Annotated in this window: 10 protein-coding genes and 1 tRNA gene; 5 read left to right on the top strand and 6 right to left on the bottom strand. The window is 65.0% G+C overall.

Translation table 11 applies throughout. The features are described from left to right. Positions 1 to 6 precede the first annotated feature (6 nt). The 3 genes from KVF90_RS05575 to ftsE are packed head-to-tail and all read right to left on the bottom strand — an operon-like array spanning position 7 to position 2240. A complete protein-coding gene (locus tag KVF90_RS05575; protein WP_264393859.1) occupies positions 7 to 540 on the bottom strand; it encodes a YdcF family protein in 534 nt (177 codons plus the stop codon). A gap of 9 nt (positions 541 to 549) precedes the next feature. Then, positions 550 to 1497 carry a cell division protein FtsX gene (locus KVF90_RS05570; protein ID WP_264393858.1) on the bottom strand — a complete coding sequence of 316 codons (948 nt, stop codon included), beginning with the start codon at positions 1495 to 1497 and terminating at the stop codon, positions 550 to 552. Continuing rightward, entirely contained in the window at positions 1494 to 2240 is a 747-nt protein-coding gene (gene ftsE, locus KVF90_RS05565) for a cell division ATP-binding protein FtsE (protein ID WP_264393857.1), read from the bottom strand. The genes KVF90_RS05570 and ftsE overlap by 4 nt, the downstream gene beginning before the upstream one ends. Positions 2241 to 2406: 166 nt before the next feature. Between ftsE and KVF90_RS05560 the strand changes: the two genes are divergently transcribed. Both KVF90_RS05560 and KVF90_RS05555 read left to right on the top strand, forming a co-directional pair. Continuing rightward, entirely contained in the window at positions 2407 to 3414 is a 1008-nt protein-coding gene (locus KVF90_RS05560) for a zinc-ribbon domain-containing protein (protein ID WP_264393856.1), read from the top strand. Between the two features lie 109 nt (positions 3415 to 3523). After that, positions 3524 to 3610, top strand: a tRNA-Leu gene (locus tag KVF90_RS05555). Positions 3611 to 3802: 192 nt separating this feature from the next. Here the strand turns inward: KVF90_RS05555 and KVF90_RS05550 are convergent. Beyond that, a complete protein-coding gene (locus tag KVF90_RS05550; RefSeq protein WP_264393855.1) occupies positions 3803 to 4039 on the bottom strand; it encodes a hypothetical protein in 237 nt (78 codons plus the stop codon). 17 nt (positions 4040 to 4056) lie between these two features. After that, positions 4057 to 4821 carry a DJ-1/PfpI family protein gene (locus tag KVF90_RS05545; protein ID WP_264393854.1) on the bottom strand — a complete coding sequence of 255 codons (765 nt, stop codon included), beginning with the start codon at positions 4819 to 4821 and terminating at the stop codon, positions 4057 to 4059. A gap of 664 nt (positions 4822 to 5485) precedes the next feature. Here KVF90_RS05545 and KVF90_RS05540 point away from each other — a divergent pair. Further along, on the top strand, positions 5486 to 7342 hold the full coding sequence (locus tag KVF90_RS05540) for a DUF1800 domain-containing protein (protein ID WP_264393853.1): 1857 nt from the start codon (positions 5486 to 5488) through the stop codon (positions 7340 to 7342). Positions 7343 to 7362: 20 nt separating this feature from the next. Next, the gene (locus tag KVF90_RS05535) at positions 7363 to 8811 is read left to right on the top strand and encodes a DUF1501 domain-containing protein (RefSeq protein ID WP_264393852.1); all 1449 of its coding nucleotides are present in this window, start codon (positions 7363 to 7365) and stop codon (positions 8809 to 8811) included. A gap of 20 nt (positions 8812 to 8831) precedes the next feature. On the opposite strand, the gene KVF90_RS05530 is transcribed toward KVF90_RS05535, so the two are convergent. Further along, positions 8832 to 10484 carry a DUF885 domain-containing protein gene (locus KVF90_RS05530; protein WP_264393851.1) on the bottom strand — a complete coding sequence of 551 codons (1653 nt, stop codon included), beginning with the start codon at positions 10482 to 10484 and terminating at the stop codon, positions 8832 to 8834. Positions 10485 to 10778: 294 nt separating this feature from the next. Between KVF90_RS05530 and KVF90_RS05525 the strand changes: the two genes are divergently transcribed. Then, on the top strand, positions 10779 to 12572 hold the full coding sequence (locus KVF90_RS05525; RefSeq protein ID WP_264393850.1) for a hypothetical protein: 1794 nt from the start codon (positions 10779 to 10781) through the stop codon (positions 12570 to 12572).

Below are 12572 nucleotides of genomic sequence, written 5' to 3'. Positions count from 1 at the left end.
ACCAGTTCAAAGGTCGGCCAGTCCTGCCGCGCGGCTGGCGATCAGCTTGTGATATTCAAGGAACAGCGTCTTCAATTCGGGCTGCGAGGGCACCGCATCGCGGATCACCGTGACATGATCGGGCAGCATCCGGTCAAGCTCGCCCGCCGCACGGCGCATATGCCAGTCGGTCGTCACCAGCCGCAGCGAGCGGACCTCGTTCTGCGCCACCCACTTGGCGGTCTCGGCAGCGTTGGAGCGGGTATCGACCGCCGTATAGCCGAGCGTCACGCAGCAGGCCATCTGGCGCGGGGAGACACCGAACTCGGCGGCGAATTCGCCGGGGCGCACCTCAGGATCGACCCCGCTGACCAGCAACTTGTCGGCCAGCTTCTCGTCAAGCACCACCAGCCCGCGCGCGATCCGCCCCGGCCCGCCGGTGAGCACGATCACCGCGTCGGTCTTGGTCAGCCCCTCTGCCGGCTTCGGCAGGGCCACCACAAACCACAGGAACCCGATCGCCCAGACCAGAATTGCCAAAGAGATAACGCGCCGGATCATTGCCGCGTCCTAAAGCATGTCGCGCAGGGCGAGCGCAATGGTAATGCGGGCGGTCACCAGCGCGAGCAGTACCCCGGCCAGCGGGATGGCGGCAATCACCAGCCAGTCGGCCAGCACCAGCCCGCCGCCGCTCACCATCCCGCTATCGAGCGCCGCGAACTGCTGGCCGAGCAGCCAGACGGCCCCGACGCCAAGCCCCGCACCCAGCACCGCCCCGAAAATCGCCTCCCGCACCACATCGCGCAGGAACACCGCAGAAATCTGGCGCTGGCTCGCGCCGAGCAGGTGCATGATCTCGACCGTTTCGCGCGCGCTGGCAAAGGCATTGCGTGCCGCCAGCCACACCGCCGCCGCCGTCGCCAGCGCAACCAGCGCGATCAGGCCGAGCGCGAGCCATTGCAGCGCCATCAGCGCATCATTGACCGGGCGCAGAAAATCGCCCTGCGCATCGACCCGAGCGCCCGGCACCTTGGCCGCGAGTGCGGCCTCGATCCGCTTGATCTCGGCAGGCCCCGCGCTGCGGCCAAGCTCGACATCGATCAGCGCGGGGATCGGAATGTCACCGCTCGCCGCGGCCTCGCCAAGCCAGGGTTCGAGCATCGCGACCAGTTCGGCCTCGGGCACCAGGCGAACCGCCGTGACGCCTTCGATCCCGGTCAGAACCTTGACCGCTGCCTCGCCGCGCTGGGTGCGCAGATCGGGATTCGGCTCGATCACCTGCACGCTCACCGCGCTCGAAAGGCCTGCGCTGGCGCTGGTGGCAAGGTTGCGCAGCGCGAGGCCCCCCGCGGCAGCGATGACCACCAGCGCAATCAGGATCGCGATCACCCAGGGGATCGGCCCGGTAAGGCGCGTCGGCGGGAGCAGCCGCGCCGCAGCCCGCCCGCGCGGACGCACCGGCGGGGTATCGGCCTCGTCGCTCTCGGGCGGGACGGGAAGCGGGGGAAGCGTACTCATACGATCCCGCTCCCTCCCCCGCTCATGCCGGAAGGGCGCGGCGGATAGCGTAGCGCCCCCGTCGGATCGGAGAGCTGGCCCTTGTGCAGGCGCATGATCAGCGAATCCGGCACCTTCTTGAGCAGGTGGACATCGTGCGTCGCCACAACCACCGTGGTGCCAACACGGTTGTTGAGCGCCTCGAACAAGCGCAGCAGTTTCAGCGCCATTTCGGGATCGACGTTGCCGGTCGGTTCGTCGGCGATCAGCATCCGGGGACGGGCGATCACCGCGCGGGCAATGGCAACACGCTGCTGCTCCCCGCCCGACATCGTCGCCGGGATGGCATGGGCGCGGTGCGACAGGCCCACCCAGTCGAGCATGTCGCCAACCGCCTTGACGACCTTCTTCTCCTCGGTCCCCGCCAGCCGCAACGGCAGGGCGACATTGTCGAAAGCGGTGAGATAGGGGACCAGCCGGAAGTTCTGGAACACCACCCCCAGCCTGCGCCGCAGCTCCGGCAGGCGGGTTTGCGGCATGGTCACCAGATCCTGCCCGAACATCCGGATCGCCCCGCGCGAAGGTCGCTGCGCGAGGTACAGAAGTTTGAGCAGACTGGTCTTGCCCGCCCCGCTCGCCCCGGTCAGAAAATAGAAGCTGCCGGGGAAGAGCGTGAAGGACAGATTGCTCAGCACCTCGGGATCGGTGCCGTAGCGCAGCCCGACATTGTCGAATTTCACGATCTCGGCGAGATGATCACTCATGTCGCGCACCTATCAGGGGGGCAGGCGGCGGGAAAGCCGCAGATCGCAAGACGGGCCTTGGATCGGGCGATTTACGCCCCGTAATGTGGAAAACAACAGGTAAATGGGGACGCGGACGGCGGTTGCTCTTGTGCGCGGACACGCGAAGGCTATTGCAAATTGTGACATGATAATCGCTTGCCCAGCCTGCGGCACCCGCTACGCCGTGCCCGATGCTGCCATCGGCAGCGAAGGCCGCACCGTGCGCTGCGCCAAATGCAAGCATAGCTGGTTTCAGGATCCGCCCGAGCTTGCAGCGGCCGGAACGCCGCCAACAACGCCTCCTCCAGCACCCGCGCCGCAGCCCGCGCCCGAACCGCAGGCACCGCCCGCAACCACAGCGGCCGCACCGGAACGCGAACCCGTAACTCCGCCGCCCCCGCCGCCGGCACCCGCGCCCGAGCGGGCGGGCGAAGGGCCGTCGGTCAGTCATTGGCGCACACCCGAAGGTGCTGCGCCCGAGCGTGGCTACACCGAAGAGAACGCATCCCTCGCCGTCCGCGCCCTGCGCCACGGGTTGAACAACACGGGTGAGGCATCAGCCCCGCCTCAGGAGCCCGAGCGTAACGATCCGCAACCGGCTTTCCCGGAGCCGGACGCGCCGGGGGACGACATTCCCGACCCACCCTTCGAAGACGAAGATGGCTACGCGGGCGACGAAGACGACGGCGGCTCGCAGTTCGATTACCGCGCGCCCTTCACGCGGCGGCGCAACCCGCTGCGGATGTGGACGCTCGCAGCCGCGCTGTTCGCCGTGCTGGCGACCGGCACGGTGGCGGCGGTCAATTACTACGGCCTTCCCGAATGGCTGCCGCTCCAGCGCCCGACCTTCGGGGTGGGCCAGCCGGGGCTTGAGCTCGATTTCCCCAAGCCCCAGCAGAAGAAGGAACCGCTCGAGAACGGGGAAGTGATTTTCCGCGTGCGCGGCACGATCACCAATACCGCAAGCGAAAGCCTCAACGTGCCCGACGTGCTGGTGGTGTTCAGCGACCGGCGCGAGCGCAATATTGGTGACTGGGTGGTGGCCCCCTCCAAGCGGCGGCTTGCCCCGGGCGAGACCGTTACCGTGACCGAGGCGATCGCCAATATCCCGGCAGGTGCGGCGATGGCTGATATCGGCTGGGCCCCCAAGTAAGGCGGCAATCGCGCGCCTTCGTCAAAGAGCTTGCGCAGCCCCGAACCCCTTGCTAGGGGCGCGCTCCTACCGCGGGGAAGGCGCTTTGGCCACCCCGACAAACCCGAGTGCGGTCGTGGCGGAATTGGTAGACGCGCAACGTTGAGGTCGTTGTGGGCGAAAGCCCGTGGAAGTTCGAGTCTTCTCGACCGCACCAAACAGTCATCCCTGAAATTGAGATTTCGCCGACCGGCGAGCAGTGCGCCAAAAACGGCGCAGTTCTGCGGGATTTGGGGTGCGGTCATCGGGCCTGGTGTGCCAGAGCACGCAGAAAGAGCCGGATCTCCCGGCCCTTTTCTCCTTATATCTCTGCCCGGAAAAACGTGACCACAAGTGCGGCCGCGCTGCATTAGGCAGCGAACCCCAGCATGCGCTCCTGCGCGCTCCAGCAGATCGGCAGTTTAGCTTCGAGCTGCTGCTTGCGATACAGGCGAGCGGGTTGGCGCCCATCGATGATCGCTTCGATGATGCGTGGGCTCAGCCATGAAAGCCGGAACAGCTTGCCAAGCTGAGTCCGACATCGCCCGTCGCGCTTGCCCAGCTGATTGACGCTAAGTTCTGGCGAGGCCTGCACCAGCTCGCGCACCTCCATCGCCTCGGCGATTAGCGATACCAGTTGGTGTCTGGGTTCATCCAGCCATTGCCGAGGTATTCGAGTTCAGTGGCCGTCGCTTTGGCGACCTCCCGTCCGAAGTATCTCTCGACCAGCCTGAGCGCGAGATCCTGTCCGGACGTCAGGCCACCGGCTGTGGCAAGCCGGCCATCTTCCACCCAGCGCTTGCCTTTAATCACATTCACACGCGGAAACATTTTCTTGAGCTGGGCGGCACCGCCATGATGGGCAGTAGCGGTCCGCCCATCAAGAACGCCGGCCTTTGCAAGGACGAACGAACCATTGCAGACCGACATAGTGACTTGCGTTGTCTCATGAACCAGCCGGATCCATTCCAGGACCTCCGGAGAGACCTGGCTGAGGTCCATAGCTGGTATGATAAGAATGTCCGGCTTTGGTGCATCCTCGATCGCAAAATTGGGAACGACGACCATTCCGCCCGACACTGTTACTGGCGACTGTGTCGCTGCTACCGTGTACAATCGGAATGGGTTGCGCGGAGGCGTTCCGACATAGACGTATTCGAGCACACCCCATGGGCCACCGAAATCAACGATTTCCGCGCCTTTCGAAATCAGAAATCCTGCATTGATGACGCCCGCCGCGGGGACATCAAGAGGGGCAGTGGTACGAGCGTCCGGAACGGCTGATTGATTACCGCCAACGCAAATCGCTTGCTGCGCACTCACCGGGATAGGCACTGCAGCCGGCACGGTCGCAATCGCCAGATACTGTAAGAAATTGCGGCGTTCCATCGTCCTGTCACTCACAAAGACTATGCTGGGCAGCGCACAACGCGTGCCTTTCGTTGCGGTGGCGCACTCCAAATGCAGCATAAGGTCAAACCCGCCACCGACTGTGCACTAGCGCGACATAAATTTGGCAGGAATGACAAAGATGCGTGATTTTCCGCCAGCAGCAAAGTCTCGAAAAGCGCAACTCGGCCTCGGCATAATCGCCGGTCGCACAGGGATCGCTGCTGCGCAGCCCCGCCGACCGATTTGGGGGCGCGCCGAAGATTGGCCTAATGACCCGGATCAGGACGTATCAAGTAGCGGCAGCTTCACCCGCCTCAGCAATCCGCTTTCAATGTGACCGGAGATTTCCCTTGGCGAGAAGCGCGTGTCAGTGAATTGAGTGGAGACGCGCGCATCCCCGCTGTTGCCGCTGGGGTCATGGGACAGCCGTCTACCTACGAGATTTATTGTTGCGGACCAACACCAAGCAACCATCTGCTTCACAGACCAAGCACGCTATTTATGACAGGTTTCGGCAAGGCCCAAGCACCAGCCGGATGGCCCGGCCTGTTCTCCCCGAGCCGCTCCGGTTCAGCTCTTTTCAGCCGGACGCAAATTTAATTGGAATTCAACGAAGGGTATCATAGCCCTCGTGCGTAGGGGCATAGAAGGGGGCGGGCGCATGTATCTTCCGGGTGATGACGACAATGTCGGGGGGCCGAATGAGGTGCGCGAGGTGCCTCGGCATTCGCCAACCCTTGGCGCTCCCACAGCTGCTTCGACCCAGACGGCCCCGTCGCCTCTTGCCCCGCGCGCGAAATTCGCTGCCGCGAGCACGCTTGCGCTGGCGGTCGCTGCTTGCGGCGGCGGCGGGAGCGAAGGCGGCAGCAGCGGCGGCGGCGGCAGTCCGCCCGTCGCCACGGTGCGCAAGCCCCAGACCGATGCGGAAGCCGCGCGCTTCCTGCTTCAGGCCTCGCTTTCGGCATCGACCGGGGCGATCGCCGACCTGCGCAGCGAAGGCTATGGCCCCTGGCTTGATCGCCAGTTCGGCATTGCCAATGCGCAGACCGGTCGCGGATTCCTGGCCGACAGAGGCTTCGACCGGGTCGACGCCAACCGCTTCTACAATGGCACGATCACCGGCGACTACATGGTCTGGTCGCAGCTGCTTTCGGGTGGCAACAGCGTGCGCAAGCGGATCGCCTTTGCGCTTTCGGAATTCTTCGTGGTGTCGCTCACCGGGATCAACATGGTCTGGCGCGCTCCGGCGATCGGCGAGTATTGGGACATCCTCAACCGCCACGCATTCGGCAATTTCCGCGACCTGTTGCAGGATATCACCCTGAACCCGGCGATGGGGACATTCCTCAACACCCGCGGCAACCGCCGGGCGGACAGCAGCGGCCGGGTGCCCGACGAGAACTATGCGCGCGAGGTGATGCAGCTGTTCACCATCGGCCTGTTCGAACTGAACGCCGACGGGACGAACCGGCTGGCAAGCGGCAATCCGATAGAGACCTATACCAGCGCCGATGTGAGCGGGCTTGCCAGAGTGTTCACCGGCTATGACTTCGATCAAGCGGGCCTCGCCTTCACGACCGAAGTGGGCGGCACGCGCCAGATTCCCGATCCCGAATTTGCCCGGCGACCGATGACTGCCGATCCCGCGCGCTGGGTTCCGGCCCGCGCCACAGGTTTCCATTCGGCCGAGGCCAAGACTTTCCTCGGCCTTACGATCCCGGCCAATACCAACGCTGCCGACAGTCTGCGCCTCGCGCTCGACCATCTGTTCAACCACGCCAATGTCGGGCCGTTCTTCGCCAGGCAGATGATCCAGCGGCTGGTGACCAGCAATCCCTCGCCCGCCTATGTCGGACGCGTCGCGGCGATCTTCGCCAATAACGGGCAGGGGCGGCGCGGCGATCTGGCGGCGGTGTTCAAGGCGATCCTGACCGACAACGAGGCGCTGGATGCGGCGGGGCTTACCAATCCCAATTTCGGCAAGCTGCGCGAACCCGTGCTGCGCTACGTCCAGCTAGCCAGAACTTTCGGCGCGCGGTCGAACAGCGGCAACTGGCAGATCGGCGACCTCAGCGATGCGGCCAACGCACTGGGACAAAGCCCGCTGCGCTCGCCTTCGGTGTTCAACTTCTTCCGGCCGGGCTATTTCCCCACCAATACCGAAATCGCCAATCGCGGCCTGCTCGCGCCCGAGTTCCAGCTGGTCAACGAGACCTCGGTGGCGGGCTATGTCAATTTCCTCGAGCGTGCCCTCACCGGCGGACGGGCGCCGGTGGCCGACATCGCGCTCGATTTCGCCACCGAGGTTGGCCTTGCCCAAGACGCCGCTGCGCTGCTCGACCGGCTCGATCTGCTGCTGACAGGCCGACAGCTCAGCGCAGGCGTGCGCGACACGATCCGCACCGCGATGGAAGATGTGGCGCTGACCGCCAGCTCCACCAACGCGGACCGGCTGCGGCGGGTGCAGATCGGCGTCACGCTGATCCTCGCTTCGACCGACTATCTGATCCAGAAATAGGCGCGGGAGGGAACGCGGATATGTTCATCGGCAAGAGCATCGAAATCGAGCGGCGGGCGTTTCTCAAGCGCACCAGCCAGCTGGCGATGATGGGCGCAGCCTCGTCCTACGCGCTTGACCTCGCCGGGTTAGCAGAGGCGGCGGCGTTCAGCAATGCGGGCGGTTACAAGGCGCTGGTCTGCGTGTTCCTGTATGGCGGCAACGATCACGGCAACACCCTGATCCCCGTCGATGCGGCGAATTACGCGCGCTATGCCACGATCCGCGGAACGGCAGGATCAGAGGAGGCATCGGGCATCGCCATCGGCCGCGGCGCGCTTGCCAACACCGTGCTTGCCACGCCGTCGGACCAGCGGCTGACCGACGACATCACCTATGCGCTCGCGCCCACCATGCCGCGCCTCAAGACCCTGTTCGATTCCGGCGCGATGGCCCCGCTGCTGAATGTCGGCCCGCTGATCCAGCCGCTAACCCGCGCGCAGTTTGATGCGGGGGTTGTCCCGCGCCCGGCCAAGCTGTTTTCGCACAACGACCAGCAATCGACCTGGCAAAGCTCGCAGCCGGAAGGATCGCGGACAGGATGGGGCGGCCGGATGGGCGATCTGGCGCTGACTTCGAACACCAATGCCATGTTCACCGCGATCAACGCGACCGGCAATGCCGTGTTCCTGAGCGGACAGACCGCTTTGCCCTATCAGGTGTCCCCTGCCGGTGCGACGCTGTTCAACCCGTTGCAGAACAACCGGCTGTTCAATTCCACCGCGGCCTCGCAGGCGCTCGGCACCTTGCTGCGCAGCGGTTCGGGCAATGTCATGGCGGCCGACTATGCGCGCTTCAACGACCGCTCGATCCAGTACGGTTCCTTCGTCAATGATGCGCTGCGGAGCGTGACGCTGAACACCAGCTTCGGGACCGGCAACCGCCTTGCCGACCAGCTCCGGGTGGTTGCCCAACTGATCGGCGCGCGGGCAAGGCTGGGGGTAACGCGGCAGGTGTTCCTCGTTTCGCTCGGAGGGTTCGATCACCATGACGGGCTGATCGGATCGCATGATGCGCTGCTTGGTCAGGTCGACGCCGCGATCGACGCCTTCTACCGCGCCACGCTGGAGCTGGGCGTGGCGGACAATGTCACCACGTTCACCGCCTCCGATTTCGGAAGGACGCTATCTTCGAACGGCGATGGCTCCGACCATGGCTGGGGCGCGCACCATTTTGTCGTAGGGGGGGGCGTGCGCGGTGGACGCTTCTATGGACGCGCCCCGCAAGTCTCGCTCACCAGCAGCGATCAGGTCGGGCAAGGTCGGCTGCTGCCAACCACTTCGGTTGACGAGCTGTCCTCCACCCTCGGCCTGTGGTTCGGTGTCGCGCCTTCGGAGCTGCCGTCGGTTGCGCCCAATATCGGGCGCTTTGCCTCGCCCGATATCGGCTTCATGAAGCCCGCGTCGACAACCGTGGCCGCGTCCCGATAGCGGCGCGGCGCTGCCGGAGCTTACGAACCACCCGGTATCGGCGGTGTCTGCCAGAACAGCGCCACTTCATCATCCGCGCCGGTCATCTCGTAACGAACCAGCGCGATCGGCAGCCGGCCTGACGCCAGAAACGCATCGTGAAATTCACGCAGCGAGAACGCGTCTCCCAACTGGCTCGCCCGGTCAGCGAGCAGCGCGTCCATCTGCAGCTTGCCGATCGTATAGGCGACGCCGTAACCCGGCGGGCGGCGCAGGTAGATCTCTGCATCGACGCGGGCGACATCCTCATCCAGCCACGGGGTCTTGGCGCGCATGTAACTGACCGCCTCGGCAACGCTCCAGCGGTTGTGCTGCATGTAGATATCGGCCGGTACGCGGGCGGCGCGGAAGATGCCGAACAGTTCCATGAACTCGTCAGCGCGCGGGGTATGGCGGGTGCCGCCTGCGAGCATCATCGCTTCTTCAAGATAGGTCGCCCAGCCCTCGGCCCGCGCGCCATCGCTATAGCGCCCCCGGATCGGGCGCGTGTCGCGCGCGGCGAGCACGGCGTCGAAACGGTGGCCGGGGATCACCGCGTGCAGGTGATCGGGGATCGGATCGCGAAACTGGATCTGCTCCCAGAAATTGGGGCCACCCGGCCGCTCGATATAGGGCGTGTTGCTGCCCAGCTCGCCGACGAAATCGGGGATGGTGACGATATCCTCTTCGGTGAGGAACCGGCGCACTTCCTTGTCGGTGGCACTGACCTTGCCCGCCTGTTCCTCGGCGCTTTGCGACAGGGTGAGCGCGGGCAGGTTGCGGTTCCTGTGGCGCAGCAGCGCGAGCGCGGCGGTCATGCGTTCATGCTCGCGCTCGGCCAGCGTCACCATTTCACCCGCGGTCAGCGGGATCATGCGGACGTGGCGGATGTACCAGTCGTAACGCTCGGCCCCGACCCCGCCCGGTGCGGCCATGCGCGGACGCTCGTCGCGCAGCCAGTCCCGGAATTCGGCAACTGCGGCGCGGGCTGCGGCAACATCGGCCGTGATGTCGGGTCGTTCCGCACGGCTGCGGGCCAGCAGGTCATCATACCAGCCGATGATCCCCGCTGGCGGGACCTTGCGATAGGGGTGGTAGTGGTTGACCCCGTCGCTGTTCTCGAGATTGTGGATCGCAAGATCGGCATAATCGCCCGCCACCTCGGTCAGGTTCTGGCGGGCAGAAGCCAGTAGCGGCGGCACCATGCGCAGGCGCGCGCGCAGTTGGGCGACCTTCTCGTCACCCCCTGCGAGGTCCGTGAAGGCCACCCCCATCAGGGGATCGAGGTAAAAGCCCGGATCGCGCTTCCATGGCCGCAGCACTTCAAGATTGAAGCGATAGCCGTTGAGGATCGATTTGACGGCGAGGAAATCGACCTGCCCGGCACGCGACCAGCTCTGCACAGGCATGGCCGCAAGGCTCTTCTCGAAATGGTCGAGCCCGGCCAGCTTCTCGGCCATCAGCGTATCGGCATAGACATCGCCGATCCGCGCGCCCGAATCCATCACGACACCGGTGGTGAAACCGGGGAGCATGAATTCCTGCAACTCGTCGTGCAGCGCCACAAGCTTGTCGTAATCCGCGTCAGGCCCTGCGGCGTGAAGACCGCCGGCCCAAAGAAACACCGCGGCCAGAAACCCGAGGATCGAACGCATCTTTGCCTTCCTTGCTAGCCGGAGCGCGTGATCGCGGTCGCGCCAACTGACCGCTCAGATCCTTCATTCCATCGCACAGGGTAAGTGGCAACCTTCCTCAGCTTTCCTGCACAGATCGGACACGAGGGCCGGATTGGCTGCAGGCTCGACATGTGCTGTGCCGGGGTCGCCGCATGGGGATGTGAAAGAACCGCCCGCAAAGTGAGAAAAGTGCAAACTCCCATTGCACTGACGACGAAGCGTGGCAGATTTGTCCCGAAAACCAAGCAACTGCCAAACGGGGGAGAGCAGCCGGTGCCGAGCATTTCGGAAAACATGATGGGTCTGTGGCGCAATTATCACCTGACAGAGCAGGGTCGCTATGTCCCCGTGCTCCCGACCGATCCCGACTATGCGCGCGTGCTGGTGCAGGGTGACTATCCCGACGGATCGGTGCGCGATTCCGCGAACATCAATTGCAGCGATCTGGCGGGCGAGCCCGGCCCGGCGATGTTCGCAGCCACCGCGGCCGAACTTCAGGCCTATGTGGCCCGGGTGCTGAACCCGCCCAGCCTGCTGGTGCCCAAGCGCAAGGCGGTCGACTTCGTGCCAATTGGCCGGGGCTGGAGCTTTTCGGCACTGGTCGGCGGGATCGACACGCAGATCGACATGACCGGGCTGTCCGGCTTTGCGCTGGCGCGCAAATCGCACATGGCAAAGCAGGCGGCCTACCCTGCACGGCGGACCGCGTTTGTCCTCGGCGGGACGCGGCTTCGCGAATTGCTGGCCTGGGCGCAGCGCGAACACAAGCTTTCGATCAAGACGTCCGGCACCCATCTCGGTCTGACCGTCGCCGGGGCGATTGCCACGGCCAGCCACGGATCGCGGCTTGGGTTTGGCGGGATGCAGGATCTCGTCACCGGGCTGCACCTAGTGAACGGGCCGAAGCAATCGGTGTGGATCGAGCGCAAGTCACGCCCGGTGCTGAACGACGCGATCATCGCCAGCTTCACCACCCAGCCGCCGATCCGCGACGATGCCGTCTTTGCCGATGCCCTGGTGCATCTGGGCGGCATGGGGATCGTCAACGGCGTCACGATGGAGATGGTGAGCGACGTCGGCTACGAGCTGAGCATCAAGCGCAAGCTGATCGACGATGCTTGGCTGTGCGACGTGGCGGCGGGCCACTGGCCCAAAATTGCCAAGGCACTGGGTCACAACGCCAAGCCGGTGTTCTACGAACTCACCATCGACCCGCTGAACTGGAACGGCAACAGGGCGGTGCACACCATGTACCTGCCCGGCCGGAAGGCGGCTTTCATGCGCGATTTGGAGGTTTCACCGCGCTGCTTTGGCGATCTGTCGGGCACGATGATCGCCGCCTATTCTGCGGCCAAGACCAATCTCAAGGCCCGGGGCGGGTTGCAGGAGATCAGCCCCGGCGCCTTCGATCTGTATTGCCAGGCGCTCGAGGCGAGTCCGAATTACACCAACCCGCCGCGCAATGCCCGCTGGAACCAACTGCACATGGACGAGATCACCGGGGGCTATCCCGGCGCGCTCTACAACGCGTCCTACGCGGTGCGGCGCGAAGAGGTGGCCGATATCATCCCGCTGATCTGCGAAGCGGTGAAGGGGCTGCAACCGACCTTCGTGTTCACCTTGCGGTTCGTATCGAATCCGGGCGGCACCCTCGCCTTCACCCGCTTTGCCGAGACTTGCGTGATCGAGATCGACGGATTTTCGCGCAACGCGCCGGGCTTCCCACCCGCGCTTGGCGAGGTGATTGCGATGGGCGCGGCGCGGATCAGGGCCTGCCTTGATGGTGCCAACGCGCCGGGGCGCAAGTTCGATTACAGCATGCACTGGGGCAAGCTGGGCAAGCTCGACGCCGCCAAGGTCCGGGCAGATTTCGGCCGGCCCGGAAAGCGCGGCTCAGCGATCGACCGCTGGCGTGCCACCCGCGCTAGGCTGCTCGATCCGGCCTTTGCCCGCGTGCTGTGGAACAAGGCGCTGATTGATTACGGCCTGCTCGACCGGCCGGAGCCTGCGCCGGAAGACGAAGCCGTTGTGAACCATCCCGACCAGACCTGCGCGAAGGAGGCGTAA

The sequence above is a fragment of the Porphyrobacter sp. ULC335 genome (assembly GCF_025917005.1).
Classification (GTDB): domain Bacteria; phylum Pseudomonadota; class Alphaproteobacteria; order Sphingomonadales; family Sphingomonadaceae; genus Erythrobacter.
This window is presented reverse-complemented; position numbering and strand designations above follow the sequence as displayed.